This window comes from Acinetobacter sp. ANC_7634 (genome assembly GCF_056779875.1).
On record NZ_JBWYIT010000003.1, the window covers coordinates 126,247 to 145,335 of the forward strand.

General features: G+C 39.8%; 16 protein-coding genes. 11 read left to right on the plus strand and 5 right to left on the minus strand.

What is annotated here, in order from left to right:
* The first annotated feature begins 1 nt into the window (after position 1).
* The 5 genes from AC1M9A_RS05645 to AC1M9A_RS05665 all read left to right on the plus strand — a co-directional run bounded on the left by AC1M9A_RS05645 (position 2) and on the right by AC1M9A_RS05665 (position 5,014).
* Positions 2 to 1,252, plus strand: a complete 1,251-nt coding sequence (locus AC1M9A_RS05645; RefSeq protein WP_481595838.1) for a dienelactone hydrolase family protein — start codon at positions 2 to 4, stop codon at positions 1,250 to 1,252.
* A 45-nt stretch (positions 1,253 to 1,297) separates the two neighbouring features.
* Positions 1,298 to 1,819, plus strand: coding sequence for a flavin reductase family protein (locus AC1M9A_RS05650; protein WP_179997732.1), 522 nt, complete (start codon positions 1,298 to 1,300; stop codon positions 1,817 to 1,819).
* Positions 1,820 to 1,849: 30 nt separating this feature from the next.
* Complete coding sequence (locus AC1M9A_RS05655; protein ID WP_179997731.1) at positions 1,850 to 2,935, plus strand: LLM class flavin-dependent oxidoreductase; 1,086 nt, start codon at positions 1,850 to 1,852, stop codon at positions 2,933 to 2,935.
* Positions 2,936 to 2,995: 60 nt separating this feature from the next.
* Positions 2,996 to 3,838: a hypothetical protein gene (locus AC1M9A_RS05660; protein ID WP_035267867.1), complete on the plus strand. Its 843-nt coding sequence runs from the start codon at positions 2,996 to 2,998 to the stop codon at positions 3,836 to 3,838.
* Positions 3,839 to 3,994: 156 nt separating this feature from the next.
* Positions 3,995 to 5,014 (plus strand): AraC family transcriptional regulator, encoded by a 1,020-nt coding sequence (locus AC1M9A_RS05665; RefSeq protein WP_481590631.1) that lies wholly within the window; start codon positions 3,995 to 3,997, stop codon positions 5,012 to 5,014.
* Between the two features lie 54 nt (positions 5,015 to 5,068).
* Here the strand turns inward: AC1M9A_RS05665 and serS are convergent, their stop codons facing one another.
* The 5 genes from serS to rplU all read right to left on the minus strand — a co-directional run bounded on the left by serS (position 5,069) and on the right by rplU (position 8,853).
* On the minus strand, positions 5,069 to 6,340 hold the full coding sequence (gene serS / locus AC1M9A_RS05670; protein ID WP_035267865.1) for a serine--tRNA ligase: 1,272 nt from the start codon (positions 6,338 to 6,340) through the stop codon (positions 5,069 to 5,071).
* A 112-nt stretch (positions 6,341 to 6,452) separates the two neighbouring features.
* Complete coding sequence (locus tag AC1M9A_RS05675; RefSeq protein ID WP_481609811.1) at positions 6,453 to 7,238, minus strand: RsiV family protein; 786 nt, start codon at positions 7,236 to 7,238, stop codon at positions 6,453 to 6,455.
* Positions 7,239 to 7,348: 110 nt separating this feature from the next.
* Complete coding sequence (gene lolA / locus AC1M9A_RS05680) at positions 7,349 to 8,047, minus strand: outer membrane lipoprotein periplasmic chaperone LolA (RefSeq protein WP_092766859.1); 699 nt, start codon at positions 8,045 to 8,047, stop codon at positions 7,349 to 7,351.
* 217 nt (positions 8,048 to 8,264) lie between these two features.
* Positions 8,265 to 8,522, minus strand: a complete 258-nt coding sequence (gene rpmA / locus AC1M9A_RS05685; RefSeq protein WP_035267862.1) for a 50S ribosomal protein L27 — start codon at positions 8,520 to 8,522, stop codon at positions 8,265 to 8,267.
* A 19-nt stretch (positions 8,523 to 8,541) separates the two neighbouring features.
* On the minus strand, positions 8,542 to 8,853 hold the full coding sequence (gene rplU, locus AC1M9A_RS05690; RefSeq protein ID WP_035267860.1) for a 50S ribosomal protein L21: 312 nt from the start codon (positions 8,851 to 8,853) through the stop codon (positions 8,542 to 8,544).
* Between the two features lie 407 nt (positions 8,854 to 9,260).
* On the opposite strand from rplU, the gene sdsA reads away from it, so the two are divergent.
* The 6 genes from sdsA to adeK all read left to right on the plus strand — a co-directional run bounded on the left by sdsA (position 9,261) and on the right by adeK (position 18,993).
* Positions 9,261 to 10,238 carry an All-trans-nonaprenyl-diphosphate synthase gene (gene sdsA / locus AC1M9A_RS05695; protein WP_035267858.1) on the plus strand — a complete coding sequence of 326 codons (978 nt, stop codon included), beginning with the start codon at positions 9,261 to 9,263 and terminating at the stop codon, positions 10,236 to 10,238.
* 23 nt (positions 10,239 to 10,261) lie between these two features.
* A complete protein-coding gene (locus AC1M9A_RS05700) occupies positions 10,262 to 12,313 on the plus strand; it encodes a site-specific recombinase (protein WP_481609812.1) in 2,052 nt (683 codons plus the stop codon).
* A gap of 163 nt (positions 12,314 to 12,476) precedes the next feature.
* The gene (locus tag AC1M9A_RS05705) at positions 12,477 to 13,112 is read left to right on the plus strand and encodes a phosphatase PAP2 family protein (RefSeq protein WP_035267854.1); all 636 of its coding nucleotides are present in this window, start codon (positions 12,477 to 12,479) and stop codon (positions 13,110 to 13,112) included.
* Entirely contained in the window at positions 13,112 to 14,353 is a 1,242-nt protein-coding gene (locus AC1M9A_RS05710; RefSeq protein ID WP_035267853.1) for an efflux RND transporter periplasmic adaptor subunit, read from the plus strand. The genes AC1M9A_RS05705 and AC1M9A_RS05710 overlap by 1 nt, the downstream gene beginning before the upstream one ends.
* A gap of 12 nt (positions 14,354 to 14,365) precedes the next feature.
* A complete protein-coding gene (locus AC1M9A_RS05715) occupies positions 14,366 to 17,542 on the plus strand; it encodes an efflux RND transporter permease subunit (RefSeq protein WP_035267851.1) in 3,177 nt (1,058 codons plus the stop codon).
* Positions 17,542 to 18,993, plus strand: a complete 1,452-nt coding sequence (gene adeK / locus AC1M9A_RS05720) for a multidrug efflux RND transporter AdeIJK outer membrane channel subunit AdeK (protein ID WP_481609858.1) — start codon at positions 17,542 to 17,544, stop codon at positions 18,991 to 18,993. The genes AC1M9A_RS05715 and adeK overlap by 1 nt, the downstream gene beginning before the upstream one ends.
* The last annotated feature ends 96 nt before the right edge of the window (positions 18,994 to 19,089 follow it).

Sequence of the window (19,089 nt, forward strand, 5' to 3'; positions counted from 1 at the left end):
GATGGCTGGTTCATATATTGATGTACATTCATCAGCAGGTTCGTTTAAAGCATATCTTTCAGTACCTGAAGCAGGTAAAGGTCCTGGTCTTGTGTTATGTCAGGAAATTTTCGGTGTTAATGAAGTTATGCGTCAAAAGGCAGACTTTTTGGCTGAAGAAGGTTATACCGTTATTGTTCCTGATTTATTTTGGCGTATTCAACCTAATGTAGAACTCGGTTATACCGAAGAAGACTTTCAAAAAGCATATGACTTATATACTCAATTTAATCAAGATCTGGGTATTGAGGATATCAAATCTACAATTGAAACACTCAAATCCCTTGAAACAGTTGATCAAGATGCAGGTACTGGCTTGGTCGGATACTGCCTAGGCGGTAAATTGGCATATCTCGCAGCTTGCCGCATTCCAGATTTAAAGTGTTCTGTTTCTTACTACGGTGTAGGAATCGAGCAAAACCTAGAAGAAGCAGTCAACATTCAATCCAAACTGGTTCTTCATTTTGCTGAACAAGATCAATTCTGTGATTCTAACACTCGTGAACAAATCCTACTTGCTCTGCAAAACAACTCAAAAGTCGAAACATATATTTATCCAGATGTCGATCATGCCTTTGCTCGCCCACAAAGTATGCATTATCACAAGCCTAGTGCACTCATGGCACATGAAAGAACCATTACAGCTTTACGCAAAGCAATAGGACCAAATTACGACCTTGCTGCGCTATGGGAAGAGCATGTTCGATTTGAATTTGACACTCGAAATGTTCCAGACACGATGGCAACAATGGTGGCAGAGCCTTATGTCAATCACATTCCAACATTGACAGGTGGCGTCGGCTACAAACAATTAGCTCGCTTCTATCAATACCATTTTGTTCATAACAATCCAAAAGATATGAAACTGACGCCTATTTCACGAACTGTAGGCGCAACTCAAGTCGTTGATGAATTCATTATGAGTTTTACTCATGATGAGGAAATTGATTGGTTAATTCCTGGAATTAAACCGACGGGAAAATATGTAGAGATTCCAATGCTCGGCATTATCAAGTTCCGTGGACCGAAACTATGTCATGAGCATATCTATTGGGATCAGGCAAGTTTACTGGTGCAAATTGGCGTATTAGATCCAACTGGACTACCTGTTGCAGGTGTTGAAACTGCCAAGAAACTTTTAGATGAAACTTTACCCTCAAATGAACTGATGCCAACTTGGCCATCCAGTGAAAATAAACCGATTGGCGAATAAAGGAACTCATTCTGACAATCAGAATTAAGATGAAGGATTATAATCATGTTAAATGAAATGACACCTGTAATACAGTTGGAGCAACGCTCGTTACGCCAACTCTTAGGTCAGTATGCAACTGGGATTACAGTAGTAACTGCATTAGATTCAAATCATAAAAAAATTGGAATGACAGCGAACTCATTTACTTCTGTATCGCTTGATCCACCTTTAATTTTATGGAACATCGCAAAATCTGCGACACATTTCGAAGATTTCAAACAGGCAGAATATTTTGCCATCAATATCTTGAGTGAAGATCAGTATCAAGAGTCTAAGCATTTCTCAAAATCTTCTGATGACAAATTCGAAGGCTTAGATGACGTTGATGAGTATATGGGCATCCCCATTCTAAATAAATCCTTAACCACTTTTGTTTGTCGTCAGTATGAGCTTCATGAAGCTGGGGATCACTACATTATTGTGGGACAAATTGAAGCCTGCCGTAATCAGCTTGGAAATCCATTGGTGTTCCATAACGGGCAATATAAACAAGCAAATCTTCATCAAGCATTTGCTGGTGTATAGCGAATTCACGAAATTTAAGGATTTTTTAAAATGAATCAACATCACTTTTTCAATGATAATCGCTTTCTACTCGGCTCATTTGCTTCTAACTGCTCAGGTGGAATGACCATTTCAACTCTTGAAGATCGATGGAGTGCGAGCTGGGAAAAGAATCTCGAACTTGGAAAAATGCTAGATGAAGCTGGTATCGACTTCATGTTACCGATTGCTCGCTTTACAGGCTATGGCGGTGAAACAGACTTTCAGGGAACAATTTTAGAGACCATGACTTGGGCGGCCGCATTATTGGCTTTAACCAAAGACATTACAGTTTTTGCGACAATTCAGACTGTCCCCAATCATCCAGTTGTAGTTGCCAAGCAGATTGCAACGCTATCTGAGATTAGTCAAGGTCGTATTGGACTCAACATTGTTGCAGGCTGGAATAAACCTGAATATGAAGCACTCGGTCTACATTTACCTGATGATCACGAAACTCGTTATGGTTATGCACAAGACTGGTATGACCTGATTAAAAAAGTATGGACCAGTGAAGAAAAATTTGATTTTGAAAGTAAGTTTTTCAAAACCAAAGGAACTTATGGAAAACCAAAACCACTTGTACATCCGCCTATCTTCAATGCTGCTGGTTCAAAAAATGGACGTGAATTTGCCGTTAATAATGCGGACTTTCTTTTTACACCAGCTTCAGACTTGGGCAGAAGCAAGATTGAAATTGATGAGCTTAAACAAGCAGGTCGCGACGTAAACCGAGAAGTCAATGTGATGACCTTCTCCCATGTCATTTGCAGACCTACACAAGAGGAAGCCAAAGCAGAATGGGATCGTCAATTAAACAATGCTGATACTGTTGCCGTTGACAATCTGATGAGCTTAATGTTTGCACATGCTCAAAGTTTCCCAAAAGAGGTTCAACAATCCATTCGTGATGCAATGAGTGTAGGCCATGGTGGCTTTCCATTAGTCGGTACACCTGAACAAGTCGCGCAAGGTATTTTAGATTTACATGAAGCTGGTTTTAGAGGAACGACTCTTTCATTCCTCGATTATAGCCGCGAATTTCCGTATTTCCGTGATCATGTTTTACCAATTTTGGAAAAGCATAATATTCGTTAATCCACCACTTAAGCCGACCGTTTCACTGTCGGCTTATTTATTTTAAGAGGGAATTTAGCTGTGAATTATATTTTAAAGGGGTTATTCACTGGATCAATCTGCTTTGCATTAGGCACTGCAGTTCAAGCGGCAAATTGGAGTGATACTTCACTGGCTGTCAGTTATGGTCAAGATTTCTCAGAACCATTTAAAGACGGTGATTTTGACAAATATATTTTTAGTCTTGTACACCTAAGCGGCTATAAATATGGCACCAATTTTTTTCAACTCAATATGCATCAATCCTCAGCTGAACCAAATGCAAACAAAGCTTCTGGTCGAGGAGCTCAAGAGGCATATGCAATTTATCGTCATACCTTAGATATCCCAAGTATCACGCAACACAAACCGAATGATTCTAGTTGGTTCAAGACATATGGTTTTACAGTAGGTTTTGACTGGAATACAAAGAATGATGATTATGGTTCAAATCGACAAATGTATGTTGCTGGTCCAAGTGTTACATTAAATACACCAGGCTATCTTAATCTCAGTTTGCTAGGCTATTACGAGAGCAATGATGCTAATGTACTGAGTAAAAAATATACCTATGATCCTTACTTAGCACTTCAAGTGCTTTGGGATTTTCCTATTATGCAATCGAATTGGAATTATCAAGGCATAGGTGTTTGGATGAGTACCAAAGGGAAAGATCCTTTTGGTGAGCCTACCGCCAGTGAAATCTTTGTAGACATGTCTTTAATGTATTCTTTACTTAAAGATAAATCTGCCAATCAACCAAAATTGAAAGCTGGGATTGCTTATCAATACTGGAAAAATAAATATGGTAATGATGCATCTGGTGTTGCTGGTTCAGGAGCGACCGCGAGTAGCCCTATGTTACGTGTCGCTTACCACTTTTAAATAACATATCAAATTAATCTAATTTAGTACCAAAAGAGTATTTTTATATTCTACTATTTTAGATTAATTTATTTATTTGAGATAAAACAAAAAAAGCAAAATCATGGATTGATTTTTGCATAAGTAATGATAAGCAAGCTAAGGATAGAGGTATTTATGTATAGCCAGCAACACAGGTCTATTTCTACGATTCAATCACATACGCAGAATATTCATGATGCCAACCATTGTCTTGATTTAATCATTGGCCCACATGATTTAGTCGATTTTAATCAATATGAACCATTGGATTTTAGTTTTAATGGATCGCAAATCGGTCGTATGATTATTGGGGATTTAACATATGGTAAAGATGTAATTTTCAAAACGCATACGCATGAAAATATGAACCACTTTTGTATAACGCGCCCTAAAAATGGGCGACCACTATTTAAAAAAGATGGTCAAACTTTTTACGCCTGTTATGATCAAGCATCCATTGTTTCACCTGAAGATAAATTTGAACTAATTATTGACAAAGACTGTGTGCAAACATTCATTTCTTTTTCAAAGACTTTTGTTGAAAAAATACTTTCAGATTTAATCTCTCAGCCAGTTACCGAACCTTTGGTATTTCAAAATGTGATGGATCAAAACAACCCGAAAATTAAAGCATGGTGGGATTTAATTGACAGTATTAAAAATTTCACAAACAATTTTACCAATACTTCATTTTTTCAAGAAATGCGCTCAGATTTTGAATATATTATCGTGAAGTCATTATTATTATCTCAACCCAATAACTATAGTGATTTAATTTATAAAAATACTTTAGATTATCCTGACTTCTTTACTCGCTTATTAGAATTCATACAAAAAAATATACATCAAAAAATTGAAATTTCAGATTTAGAATATGCATCTGGATTAAGCAAAAAAAAGCTGAATACAATTTTCAAAAAATATTTAAAATGCAGTCCAAATGCTTATATACGCCATTACCGACTTAAATGTATTTATAATGAAATTTCACAGTCTACGCATAAAATTAATATTACTGAAATTGCTTATAAATGGGGTGTTACACATTTAGGTCGTTTTTCACTTGAGTATAAAGATGCATTTGGGGAAAAACCGAGTGAGACCTTAAAAAAAATTATTGAAAGGCAAACAGGCAGTGCTCAACTCATTCATTAAAACACTAAAAAAAAAAGCTAACTCAATTGAGTTAGCTTTTTTGTGTTTTATCGATTAATCGATAAAATTTTGTCCACCCATATAAGGACGTAAGACTTCAGGAATCTCAATCGAACCATCTTCACGTTGATAGTTTTCCATCACCGCGAGCAAAGTACGACCAACTGCTAAACCTGAACCATTCAAAGTATGAACAAACTCTGTTTTCTTTTGATCAGCACGGTAACGAGCTTTCATACGACGAGCCTGGAAATCCCCCATGTTTGAACACGATGAAATTTCACGATAGGTATTTTGGCTTGGTACCCAAACTTCTAAGTCATAAGTCTTCGTTGCACCAAAGCCCATATCACCACCGCATAGGATGATTTTACGATATGGCAATCCAAGCGCCTGTAAAATACCCTCAGCATGCCCTGTCAACTCTTCCAATGCTTGCATAGAGTCTTCAGGTTTAACAATTTGAACCATTTCTACTTTGTCAAATTGGTGCTGACGAATCAAACCACGTGTATCACGGCCATAAGAACCAGCTTCACTACGGAAACAAGGTGTATGAGCAGCATATTTCAATGGTAGACGCTCAGGATCAATAATCTCATCACGCACAAAGTTGGTCACAGGCACTTCAGCAGTTGGGATCAAGTAATATTCTTTGTCACCTTGAAGCTTGAACAAATCTTCTTCAAATTTAGGCAACTGACCAGTTCCACGTAATGAATCAGCATTTACTAAATATGGTACATAAGCTTCTGTATAGCCATTTTTCAATGTATGTGTATCTAACATGAACTGCGTTAGTGCACGTTGTAAACGTGCAAGCGGACCCTTGAGCACACTGAAACGAGTACCTGTTAACTTAGTCGCTGTTTCGAACTCGAGTCCACCCATCCACTCACCAAGATCAGTGTGATCTTTAATTTCAAAGTTGAATTCACGAGGCGTACCCCATTTTAAAATTTCAACGTTGTCATTCTCATCTTTGCCCTCTGGCACCGACTCATGAGGTAGGTTTGGAATAGAAAGTGATTTTGCTTCAATTTCAGCTTGTAGTTCTGTTAACGCAAGCTCAGCGGCTTTAATTTCATCTCCGATCGCGCTCATACGAGCCATGATTTCAGAGGCATCACCACCTGCTTTTTTGATTTGACCAACTTGTTTAGCACCCGAATTACGTTCTGCTTGTAAAGCTTCAGTCTTAGACTGAATTTCTTTACGACGAGCCTCTAAAGATGCCCATTCTTCTACGTTGAGTTGCACGCCACGTTTAGCTAAGGCTAAATTTACAGCCTCTATATTATTTCTAAGTAATTTCGGGTCGATCATGGTTAATCTTTTCAGGGAAAAAAACTGCCTATAGTGTAAGCGCTTCGTTGAAAAAAATACAGTCGAAGCGCTGACAGCTGAAGCTTATTGAATCAAATTAAAATAGAGTCAATTACTCAGCAGCGAGTTTGGGTAGGTTTGGAAGATATTCTGACTGTATCAAACCATTCACACTCACATAAGGTAAAGTGAGTTCAGACATTCCTTCAGCATAGGACGCGAGTTCATACAGCGGATAAACAAAAACGATACCATCAACTCCGTAATAGAAATTGTCACTTAATTCGAGTTTATCTTGTTCAATATTGTGATCTGTAAGCCACATACTATTAGCACTATAAAGTGTTTCTAATAGCTTTTTATTTTGACCTTTCACAATTAAATCTTGTAGTGCTATTCTTTTTTTAGTTTTTAAATCGAAATGAACATATTCTTTGTGGTACATCCCATGTGCTGCACCAGCAGGATATACATAGCTCAGATATTCAAAACTCGCAATATTCTGATGTTGACTTAAATAACGTACCACAGTCTGACTTTGACTCAACTTCAGCGGATCAACAGTTTTAGTCTCTGAGCTCTTAGTAGCCGATTGAAATGGGATAGGGTCTGCTTTTTCTATCCGATTTTTAAAATACGTATTAATCCACGGATGATTAGTTTCAACCGTTTGGAATGAATATTCTGTACACCCTGCCTCATCGCATACTTGCTTCTGTTTAGGCTTTAATTCGACGTTCTTCGATTCGATATACCAAGATTCTGATTGTTTTGCTTGCACAGCAGTCTCATTGCTTTTTTTAGTTTCTGCATCAGATTGAGGCTGACAAGCGCCTAACATGATCATTGATGCACAAATAACACTCAATTTTCCAAACCGATTCATGTGTTTTAGCATATAGCCTCCAATAAAAATGAGTGTTTAACACAGAGACTATAAATTCTAGATGACATGAATTCAGTTGAAATTTGTAGTTAAAAAAAGCAGCGATAAACGCTGCTTTTATATTATTGGTCAATAATGTCTGTGCCTTTAGGCGGTGTAAAGTTAAATGTTGAATCCGGAATACCTGCATTCACTTTCACATTACTAAATTTAACGTGTGTAGTTTGTCCTAATGAATCTTCTAAAATCATTAAGCTTGGCGCTTTATTTACACCGAAACTAATGGTCAGACTCTGAAAGGCACCATCTTTCTGCTTAGGATATAACGTGTAATAAGTTTTAGCTTTATTTGGCTGTGTTACACGATATGACTGCATAATTTGGTTGGTATTACCAGACAATAATAATGCTGGTGTATTGGCAACTTGCTCATCCATATTTTGACGAATTGCCTGCTGTAGATCTGGGTCATAGATCCAAATCATCTTTCCAGAAGTCACAATTGTTTGTTTTGCTGGTGCTGTAGTTTCCCAATAGAACTTACCTGGACGAGCAACTTTCATCACCCCAGTAAAAGTCTGATTCATATGTTGAGCACTCAAACCTTGTTTTTGTGGTGCTTTACTAGATTTAGTTGCTTTCGTTGTTTGTTCAAAATTTGCCGTTAAACTTTTTATTCCGTTTAATTGACGAACCAAGTTTGCGGTCGCTTGTTGCTCCGAAGCAGCCACTGGCGCTGCGAAAACTTGAGTGCTTGCGACTGGTGCCATCATTGCAGCACTCATTGTAATTGCACCAATCGTTTTACGAAGCATTGTCATGATCCCACCTTTTGTTATTGATCATCATTTGATATGGAGTCATCTTAAACCAAATTTGATCGCTAATAATTGAGAAAATAAGAACTTTTGTATTGTTATTTAGCTAAATTGTTGAAAATACTTCATCATGATGAAGATTCACTTCAGTTCAAAAACTTTCTTTCAGATATAAAAAAACCCACTCAAGAGTGGGTTTTTTGGTTATGCCTGATAAAACTTATACAGTTTCAACAGATACATAACGACGGCCAAATTGACCTTTAACTTCGAATTTGATCACGCCATCAGCGGTAGCAAATAAAGTATGGTCACGACCCATACCAACGTTAGCACCAGCGTGGAACTCTGTACCACGTTGACGAACGATAATGTTACCAGCAGTCACAGCTTGACCACCGAACATTTTAACACCTAACATTTTAGGATTTGAGTCACGACCGTTACGTGTCGAACCACCGGCTTTTTTAGTTGCCATGTCTATTTACTCCTCGTAATTAGCCTGAAATAGCTGTAATTTTCAACTCAGTGAACCATTGACGGTGACCTTGTTGTTTACGATAGTGTTTACGACGACGCATTTTGATGATGCGGATTTTGTCGTGACGACCATGGCTAACTACTTCAGCAGTTACTTTAGCACCAGCAACAACTGGAGCACCAATTTGAATGCTATCACCGTTCACTAACATTAATACGTCATCAAACGTAATAGTAGAACCAGTTTCAGCTTTCAATAATTCAACTTTAAGGGTTTCACCCTCAACAACACGGTGTTGTTTACCACCGCTTTGGATTACTGCGTACATAATGTACTCCAACAGACCCGTGTCGTCGTGCCGATAAAGGAATATATCGATCTTAAAACGAACGCCACTGGGGGTTATTCAAGGGCAAGGATTTTAAGTGATAATGAAATAAACAACAAGGTCTTTTGTCTAAAAGTTAACTTTCATCCCGAAATATCTATTTCTTACATGAAAATAACAATTTGCTGATTGATTAAACTATATTTATTCACAAAATGAACTACTTCAAATATCAAATAACGTATCAAGTTTTATTGGTATTATGAAGATTAAATCACAAACATGAATAGAAACTGAACAACATTAAGAAAATCATGCATATTCATGTGGCAAAGCGACCAAAACTTTCACTTAAATTGTTACACTAGCTGAGTAACATCTACTGTTTGTATAAGGACTTCATTGTTATGGCCATCGATTTTAAGCAAGACATTCTCGCACCTGTTGCTACAGACTTTGCTGCGATGGACCAACTTATTAATGAAGGAATCAGCTCTAAAGTTGCTTTGGTGATGTCAGTCAGCAAACATGTGGTTGAGGCAGGTGGTAAACGCATGCGTCCTATTATGTGTTTATTGGCTGCTCGCGCTTGCGGTGAAACCAACCTAGAGCATGCCCAAAAGTTAGCTGCAATTATTGAAATGCTGCATACCGCTACACTGGTACATGATGATGTCGTAGATGAGTCTGGGTTACGCCGTGGTCGTCCTACAGCGAATGCAACATGGAATAACCAAACCGCTGTCCTCGTTGGAGACTTCCTGATTTCTAGAGCTTTCGATTTGCTCGTAGATTTGAACAATATGGTGTTATTAAAAGACTTCTCAACAGGAACATGTGAAATTGCTGAAGGAGAAGTACTTCAACTGCAATCTCAACATCAACCTGAAACCACTGAAGCGACTTATTTAGATATTATTCACGGCAAAACATCTCGTTTGTTTGAATTGGCGACTGAAGGCGCTGCGATTCTTGCCAATCAACATCAATATCGTGAAGCACTCAGAAAATACGCAGGTCATTTCGGGAATGCATTTCAAATCATAGATGACATACTCGATTACACCTCTGACGCAGAAACACTTGGTAAAAATATTGGCGATGACTTAATGGAAGGTAAGCCAACACTGCCACTGATTGCTGCTCTACAAAAAACTTCTGGAGCAGAGCACGATATTATCCGTCGTAGCATCACTACAGGTGGTACTGAACATTTGGATCAAGTGATTCAGATTGTTCAAAACTCTGGTGCACTAGATTACTGTCGCGAACGTGCTGTTGAAGAAACTACAGCAGCTCGTGAGGCATTGTTACAACTGCCTGAAAGTATTTATCGTCAAGCGCTTGATAATTTGGCGCAATTAGCATTAGATCGAATCCAATAAACTTCAACTAAAAAAATTTGCGTATGCATATAAACTTTAATGATCTTTTTAAACAAATGCAGGAGCAACTTGACCATCATCAAGCTGCTCCAGACGAAAACATACTCATTGAACTCGTTAATCGCATCCGTCCATCAGACAGTTATAACCTAGAAGAAATTAATCAAAAATTTCAGGCGTTGATACAAGCGTTATTAATTACGCCGACTGCTGCCACCACTTTTCAAGCCTATATCGTTCATCTGATCAATCGCTATAAACAAACCACTATTTATGCGGACAGTGGGATTCTTTCTCTAGATGGTTTTTGGAATCAGTTGGGTCAACGAATGGGAGCGCATGTTCTTCCCCTTTTGACCGTTGAAACTGATCTAAAAGATTTAGTCTTCCGTGTCTTTCATTTACGTAGCGATAAATATTGGCTAGAAAATATTGAAGATCAGCAATGGATTCAGTTTTTTCAGATTGTCAATCAAAGTAATGGCAGCTTAGATGCAAAATTTGGCATCAAACGCGACATGATTAAAGCCATTACAGTTTTATCTTACCGTATCAGCGGTATTGGACTTTATCCTGAGTTTATTAATGCACAACCAGAACTGACTGAATATGAGTCACCTTTTTTGGTGCAGAATCGTGAAATCATTGAATTTATTGAGCTATACAAAAAACATTATAGTGAAGCTGATGATCTTACTGAAATGGTCGTACCCGACGCCAACCAGGCTTTGGTGATGATCGAGCAGTGCCGCGATGTCGTTTTGAAGATTCGTCGTGCTACGAAAAGAATTGGGGTGAGTTTAAGTCTCACTTATTTATTGTCTTTGCTTGAGCAATGTTTAGATCGTATTGAACTATTACTGAACTTATTGACTGAAACTGGAAAAGTTCAATACTTAGCACTCGCTGAGTTATGTCAAGATTTAGTTGCGGCTCACTATGAGGAGCGAAGTGTTCGAGAGCTTTTAAAAACAAACAGTGAATTAATCGCATTACAAGTCACTGAAAATGCCAGTAAAACAGGCGAACATTATGTAAGTACCAATAAAGCTGGTTTCTTCAGTATGTACAAATCAGCCGCAGGTGCAGGCGTCATTATCGCTATCATGGCGACCTTGAAGATTCTCACTGCGCGCATCGCCATGGCACCTATCATGCAAGCCTTCGCGTATAGCATGAACTATGCATTAGGTTTCATGTTGATCCATGTACTCCATTTTACGGTTGCAACCAAACAACCTGCTATGACTGCAGCTGCCCTAGCCGCGACAGTTCAACAAAAGAAAGGGTCTCGAACTGCACAAATCGCAGAACTTGCTGCACTGATTATCAATATTATCCGTACGCAGTTTGTCGCTATTCTCGGCAATATTTCCATTGCAATCCCGGTTGCAGCATTGATCACCATGATGTGGCCGTTGATTTTGGGTGAACAATTACTCAATCACAGTAAAGCAACATATTTACTTCATAGTTTAAATCCTTTTACATCCCTAGCAGTCCCACATGCAGCTATTGCAGGTGTATGTCTATTTTTATCTGGTTTGATCGCAGGTTACTTCGACAACATGGCAGTGTATCGTAAAGTCGGACCTCGCTTAAAAGCACATCATCGCTTAAAAAACTGGCTAGGTGCTGACAGACTGGAAAAGTTTGCAAACTATATTGAACGTAATTTAGGCGCACTAGCCGGGAATTTCCTGTTCGGAATCATGCTAGGCAGCATGGGGACAATTGGTTTTATTCTTGGTCTGCCTTTAGATATTCGCCATATTGCCTTTGCTTCAGCAAACTTTATGCAGGGCCTATTGAGTATCAATGGCACACCTGAAATAGGACTCATTATTGTTTCATTCCTTGGTGTATTATTAATTGGTTTGACCAACTTATTTGTCAGCTTTAGTCTCACTATTATTGTGGCATTACGCGCACGACGTGTTCGTTTTGAACAATGGAAACCTCTGGCAAAATTAGTATTTACTCACTTTGTTACACGACCAATGGACTTTTTCTGGCCCCCAAAACAACCTTTAGAGGTCGAAGATCCAATTTCACCAAAGAAATCTTCTCATTAGATATTTGTGTTATTTTTTGTGCTAAAAATAAGATGCACATTGTAATGAAATTACTATAAATTATGCTTTTACACTGACTTGAAAAAAAGTGTACTGGCGAGTACACTTTGACGCATTCATGCAATAAATGTATGCGACTATAATATAACTCAGGTTATTTTATATGCCTTACTTACTGATTTTAATAGGTTGTTTAGGAATAACGATAAGTAGTATAGGAATCTATATTCCAACGATACAACAGCTCGATCTCACTGCTGTTTCATGGATGAGTCAACACCGCAATCCCCTCATAGATGGAATTGCGGTTTTATTGTCTCATGTTGGCGGTTTACCGATCATGCTGATGTGCGTGGCGATTTGGACCTTACAGCAATGGCGATTAAAACAATATGCTAACTGTCTATTTATCTCACTTGGTCTCGTTGGTGGTGCCTGTCTTGGCTGGTTACTCAAATATGCTTTCGACCGACCTCGTCCAAATGCAATTTATCAAATCGTTGAAACTTATGGAGCCGCATTTCCAAGCGCACATAGTCTCTATGCAGCAGTGATTGCTGGTTTGATGATCATGATCTTTCGAAACCATCATCAAAGTAGAATCATTTTCGTCGCTGCCTGTATATGGTTTGTTGGCATGGGTTTTTCACGGGTTTATCTCGGTGCTCATTACCCGACAGATGTTGTTGCAGGTTGGAGTATTGCGTTGATATGGCTGACTATACTGTGGTTAGTCCTATCACAACGGATAGCAAAGCAAACAATTATTTTTAGAGAAAAATCTAACGAGGTGGAATAATGATGTCGGCAAAGCTTTGGGCCCCTGCCCTCACTGCTTGTGCTCTTGCAACAAGTATTGCACTTGTGGGTTGTAGCAAAGATCCAAAAGATGCAGAGCAAGCCGCTGCACAACAGCAAATGCCGCCAACTGAAGTTGGTGTCATCGTTGCTCAACCACAAAGTGTTGAACAAACTGTCGAGCTTTCGGGTCGAACTTCAGCCTATCAAATTTCTGAAGTACGTCCGCAAGCAAGCGGTGTGATTTTAAAGCGTCTGTTTGCTGAAGGTAGTTTTGTGCGTGAAGGACAACCTCTGTACGAAATTGACGCAAATACCAACCGTGCGAACCTAGACAGTGCAAAAGCAGCCTTAGTTCGTCAAAAAGCCAATCTCAATGCGCTTCAAGTTAAAGCTGACCGTTATCGCCAACTTGTCGGTATCAATGCTGTGTCTAAGCAAGAATTTGATGATCTACAAGCACAAGTAAAATTGGCACAAGCAGATGTTGCAGCTTCAGAAGCAGCGGTGAAAAATGCGCAGATTAACTTAGGTTATTCTACTGTTCGCTCACCAATTTCAGGGCAATCAGGTCGCTCTAGTGTGACTGCAGGTGCATTGGTAACGGCTAATCAACCTGAAGCATTGGTAACAATCCAACAGCTTGATCCAATCTATGTCGATATCAACCAATCAAGTGCTGAGCTTCTTCGTTTACGTCAACAGTTAAGTCAAGGCAGCATCGACCGCAGCAACAATACTAAAGTTCGTTTAAAACTTGAAGATGGCAGCATCTACCCTATTGAAGGTAATCTTGCATTCTCTGATGCAAGTGTAAATCCAGAAACAGGGACAGTTACCCTACGTGCTGTGTTCTCAAATCCGAATCAATTATTATTGCCAGGAATGTTCACTAATGCTCAAATTGTGCAAGGTGTAATTCCTAATGCGATTTTAGTGCCTCAAGCGGCTGTGACCCGTACACCAACAGGTCAAGCGACTGCGATGATCGTGAATGCGAAAGGTGCAGTTGAAGTACGTCCAATTGAGACTGCAGGTGTGCAAGGTAAAGATTGGATTGTGACCAAAGGTCTAAATACAGGTGACAAGGTCATTGTAGATGGTGTGGCGAAAGTTAAACCTGAACAACAAGTTGTAGCTAAACCTTATCAACCTCAAGCTGCAGCACCTCAAGCCGGCAAAGATGGTCAACAAGCAAAGCCAGCAGCTCAATCTGAACAAAAAGCTACTTCAAATGCATAAGGAGTAGACTGAATGGCTCACTTTTTTATCCATCGCCCAATTTTCGCTTGGGTGATTGCATTGGTCATCATGTTGGCGGGTATTTTATCCCTCACCAAGATGCCAATTGCGCAATACCCAACGATTGCACCACCAACGGTATCGATTTCTGCAACATATCCGGGTGCATCTGCTGAAACTGTAGAAAACACAGTAACGCAAATTATTGAACAACAAATGAATGGCTTGGATGGGTTACGTTACATCTCATCTAACAGTGCTGGTAATGGACAAGCTTCCATTACTCTAAACTTTGAACAAGGTATCGATCCTGATATTGCACAGGTACAAGTTCAAAATAAACTTCAATCAGCGACTGCACTTTTGCCTGAAGACGTACAACGTCAAGGTTTAAAAGTTACCAAGTCTGGCGCAAGCTTCTTACAAGTTATTGCGTTTTATTCTGAGTCAGATGCATTAGATGCAAATGACATTAAAGACTATGTAAACTCAAATATCTCTGAACCACTTAGCCGTGTGACTGGTGTGGGTGAAGTGCAAGTATTTGGTGGTTCATATGCTATGCGAATTTGGATGGACCCATCCAAAATGGCCAACCTGCAAGTTACACCGAGTGATATTGCAAATGCATTAAGAACTCAGAATGCGCAAGTGGCGGTAGGTCAGTTAGGTGGTGCACCTTCTGTACAAGGTCAAGTTTTAAATGCGACTGTAACTGCTCAAAGTCTTTTACAAACACCTGAACAATTTTCAAATATTTTCCTTAAGAACTCACCAAATGGTGCACAAGTTCGTTTAGGTGATGTCGCTAAAATTGAATTAGGTGCAGATAATTATGCATTTGACTCTAAATTTAATGGTCAACCTGCAGGTGGTGTAGCGATTCGTTTGGCAACGGGTGCAAACGCATTAGATACAGCCCAAGCGATTGAAGATCGTTTAAAAGAATTACGTCCAAATTACCCAACAGGTATGGTGGACAAACTTGCATTTGATACAACACCATTTATTGAGCTCTCAATTAAAAGTGTTGTGAAAACCTTAATTGAAGCAATTATCCTCGTATTCTTGGTCATGTTCTTGTTCCTACAAAACTGGCGTGCAACCATTATTCCAACAATGGCTGTTCCAGTGGTTGTATTGGGTACATTTGCTGTGATCAACATGTTCGGATTCTCGATTAACACATTAACCATGTTCGCTATGGTTCTCGCCATTGGTCTTCTGGTGGATGATGCGATTGTCGTCGTAGAAAACGTTGAACGTGTGATGGCAGAAGAGCACCTTGAACCTGTGGAAGCGACTGAAAAGTCGATGGGACAGATCTCTGGTGCATTGATTGGTATTACCTCTGTCTTAACTGCAGTATTCGTACCTATGGCATTCATGGGGGGTACGACAGGTGTAATTTATCGTCAGTTCTCTATCACGCTCGTTACAGCAATGATTCTTTCATTGATTGTTGCATTAACCTTTACCCCTGCATTGTGTGCGACCATGTTGAAAAAACATGATGCCAACAAACCTCAAAGCAATAACATTTTTGCCCGTTTCTTCCGTTGGTTTAACAATGGTTTTGACAAAATTTCGGTGAAATATCAAAACGGCGTAAACCGTTTAACACATGCCAAGCTATTTGCAGGATTGGTCTATGGTGTTGTGATTGCTGTGATGGGCTGGTTATTTGTCAACCTTCCTTCTTCATTCTTACCAGATGAAGACCAAGGTGTGGTGATGACACTCGTTCAGCTACCACCAAATGCAACGCTTGAACGCACTGGCAAAACAATTGATCAAATGACAGGCTTCTTCCTCAACAACGAGAAAGAACATGTTGAATCTGTATTTAGTGTTGCTGGTTTCTCGTTCACGGGTATTGGTCAAAATGCGGGTCTTGCCTTCATTAAGTTGAAAGACTGGAAAGACCGTACCTCTCCTGAATCTCAGGTCGGTGCAATTATCCAACGTGGTATGGCACTGAATATGATTGTGAAAGATGCCAGCTATATCATGCCTCTTCAACTTCCAGCAATGCCGGAGTTGGGCGTGAGTGCAGGCTTTAACCTACAGTTAAAAGCAGCTGCAGGTCAAAGTCACGAGCAATTATTAGCAGCACGTAATGCTGTACTCGGCTTAGCTTCTCAAGATCAGCGCTTAACAGGTGTTCGTCCTAACGGACAAGAAGATACGCCTCAATATCGTGTCATCGTCGATCATGCTCAAGCAGGTGCTATGGGAGTCAGCATTGCTGAAATCAATAGTACGATGGGTATGGCATGGGGTGGTTCATACATTAATGACTTCATCGATCGTGGTCGTGTGAAAAAAGTGTATGTCCAAGGTGAAGCGAGCTCTCGTATGATGCCTGAAGACTTAGACAAGTGGTATGTCCGCAATAACCAAGGTACGATGGTTCCATTCTCAGCGTTCGCAACAGGCGAATGGACTTATGGTTCACCACGTTTAGAGCGTTATAACGGCGTTTCTTCCATGAACATTACAGGCACTCCAGCTCCAGGTGTGAGTTCGGGTGATGCAATGGCAGCGGTTGAAGAAATCATTGCGAAGCTTCCTTCAATGGGCTTACAAGGCTTCGATTACGAATGGACTGGTTTATCTCTTGAAGAACGTGAGTCTGGCGCACAAGCACCATTCCTTTATGCTCTTTCGTTATTGATTGTCTTCCTCTGCTTGGCAGCCTTATATGAAAGTTGGTCTATCCCATTCTCTGTACTCATGGTTGTGCCATTGGGTATTGTTGGTGCACTTGCCTTAACATTCTTGGGAATGATTATTTTGAAAGATCCAAACCTTTCAAATAACATCTACTTCCAAGTGGCGATTATTGCCGTGATTGGTTTGTCCGCGAAGAATGCGATCTTGATTGTAGAGTTTGCGAAAGAGCTTCAAGATCAAGGTGAAGAACTCTTCGAAGCAACCTTGCATGCCGCGAAAATGCGTTTGCGTCCAATCATTATGACCACATTGGCTTTCGGTTTTGGTGTTCTTCCACTAGCTCTCGCTTCTGGCGCAGGTGCAGGAAGTCAACATTCCGTGGGTTATGGTGTACTTGGTGGTGTAATCAGCTCAACACTTTTAGGGATCTTCTTTATTCCAGTGTTCTATGTATGGATCCGAAGTATCTTTAAAACAAAACCAAAACAAAATAAACAGGAGCAAATTTCGTGATGCAAAACGTATGGTCTATTACAGGTCGTAGCATTGCGGTATCTGCAATTGCGCTTGCTTTGACAGCATGTCAAAGCATGCGTGGTCCAGAACCGGTCACTCAAGCCAATATTCCAGGAAGTTATCTTGGCAATGCTTCTGGTCCATCTATTGCGGAGCAAGGTTATAAGGATTTTTTTGTAGATCAACGCTTAATCCAAGTTTTGGATTTAGCCTTGGCAAATAACCGCGATCTTCGTAAAGCAACGCTAAATATCGAATTAGCACGTCAACAATTTCAAATCAGCCAAAACAATCAATTGCCTACGATTGGTGCAAGTGGTGGTGTTTTACGACAAGACACGATCAATTCGCCAAGCCCAGTAACAACCTATAATGTAGATTTAGGTTTAACGGCTTATGAAATTGATTTTTGGGGTCGTGTTAGAAGTTTGAAAGACAATGCCCTAGACACTTATCTTTCAACTGCAAGCGCACGTGATGCCACTCAAATTGCCTTGATTAGCCAAACAGCTCAAGCTTGGTTGGCTTACTCATATGCGCAAGCGAATCTTAAGCTCGCTGAACAGACGCTGAAAGCTCAACTTGAATCTTACAATCTCAACAAAAAACGTTTTGATGTGGGAATCGACAGTGAAGTTCCGCTTCGTCAGGCTCAAGTTTCTGTTGAAACGGCACGTGGCGATGTTGCTGAATACAAGACTCAAATTGCACAAGCGGTTAATGCGTTAAACCTCCTTGTAGGTCAACCACTACCTGACAATTTATTGCCTAAAGAGAGAATCACACGTGTGACATCAACCACTGCTTTTGCGGCTGGTTTGCCAAGTGATCTACTCAACAACCGTCCAGATGTTAAAGCGGCTGAATATCAGCTGAGTGCGGCTGGTGCGAATATCGGTGCTGCAAAAGCGCGTTTATTCCCAACCATTAGCCTCACAGGTTCAGCAGGTTATGCATCAACAGACTTAAGTGATTTATTTAAGTCTGGCGCTTTTGTTTGGTCTGTTGGTCCTAGTCTAGATATTCCAATCTTTGACTGGGGTACACGTCGTGCCAATATTAAAGTCTCTGAAACACAGCAACAGATTGCATTGTCTGATTATGAAAAATCAATTCAATCTGCGTTCCGTGAAGTGAATGATGCTTTGGCAGTGCGTCAAAATATCGGTGAACGTTTAACTGCACAACGCCGTTTAGTTGATGCGACCAATACAACCTACAAACTCTCAAATGCCCGCTTCCGCGCTGGTATTGACAGTTTCTTAACTGTATTAGATGCGCAACGTACATCGTATAGTGCTGAGCAAGGTTTATTGCTGCTTGAACAAGCGAACCTTAACAACCAAATCGAGCTCTATAAATCACTCGGTGGTGGCTTAAAAACCAATACTACGGATCAAGTGATTTATCAGCCTTCAAGCTCAGATTTAAAATACGACAAGAAGTAATTTTTTGTTTAAACAAAGCTCACCTCGGTGGGCTTTTTTATTGTCCCAAATACTGATATTTTGTCATTAATTATCCTTTTTATAACGACTTCAATC

What these genes read in the sequence shown, in the direction of transcription:
- AC1M9A_RS05645 (WP_481595838.1), top strand. Translation starts at nt 2, where the DNA reads ATGGCTGGTTCATATATTGATGTACATTCATCAGCAGGTTCGTTTAAA.
- AC1M9A_RS05650 (WP_179997732.1), top strand. Translation starts at nt 1,298, where the DNA reads ATGTTAAATGAAATGACACCTGTAATACAGTTGGAGCAACGCTCGTTA.
- AC1M9A_RS05655 (WP_179997731.1), top strand. Translation starts at nt 1,850, where the DNA reads ATGAATCAACATCACTTTTTCAATGATAATCGCTTTCTACTCGGCTCA.
- AC1M9A_RS05665 (WP_481590631.1), top strand. Translation starts at nt 3,995, where the DNA reads ATGTATAGCCAGCAACACAGGTCTATTTCTACGATTCAATCACATACG.
- serS (WP_035267865.1), bottom strand. Translation starts at nt 6,340, where the DNA reads ATGATCGACCCGAAATTACTTAGAAATAATATAGAGGCTGTAAATTTA.
- AC1M9A_RS05675 (WP_481609811.1), bottom strand. Translation starts at nt 7,238, where the DNA reads ATGCTAAAACACATGAATCGGTTTGGAAAATTGAGTGTTATTTGTGCA.
- lolA (WP_092766859.1), bottom strand. Translation starts at nt 8,047, where the DNA reads ATGACAATGCTTCGTAAAACGATTGGTGCAATTACAATGAGTGCTGCA.
- rpmA (WP_035267862.1), bottom strand. Translation starts at nt 8,522, where the DNA reads ATGGCAACTAAAAAAGCCGGTGGTTCGACACGTAACGGTCGTGACTCA.
- rplU (WP_035267860.1), bottom strand. Translation starts at nt 8,853, where the DNA reads ATGTACGCAGTAATCCAAAGCGGTGGTAAACAACACCGTGTTGTTGAG.
- sdsA (WP_035267858.1), top strand. Translation starts at nt 9,261, where the DNA reads ATGGCCATCGATTTTAAGCAAGACATTCTCGCACCTGTTGCTACAGAC.
- AC1M9A_RS05700 (WP_481609812.1), top strand. Translation starts at nt 10,262, where the DNA reads ATGCATATAAACTTTAATGATCTTTTTAAACAAATGCAGGAGCAACTT.
- AC1M9A_RS05705 (WP_035267854.1), top strand. Translation starts at nt 12,477, where the DNA reads ATGCCTTACTTACTGATTTTAATAGGTTGTTTAGGAATAACGATAAGT.
- AC1M9A_RS05710 (WP_035267853.1), top strand. Translation starts at nt 13,112, where the DNA reads ATGATGTCGGCAAAGCTTTGGGCCCCTGCCCTCACTGCTTGTGCTCTT.
- AC1M9A_RS05715 (WP_035267851.1), top strand. Translation starts at nt 14,366, where the DNA reads ATGGCTCACTTTTTTATCCATCGCCCAATTTTCGCTTGGGTGATTGCA.
- adeK (WP_481609858.1), top strand. Translation starts at nt 17,542, where the DNA reads ATGCAAAACGTATGGTCTATTACAGGTCGTAGCATTGCGGTATCTGCA.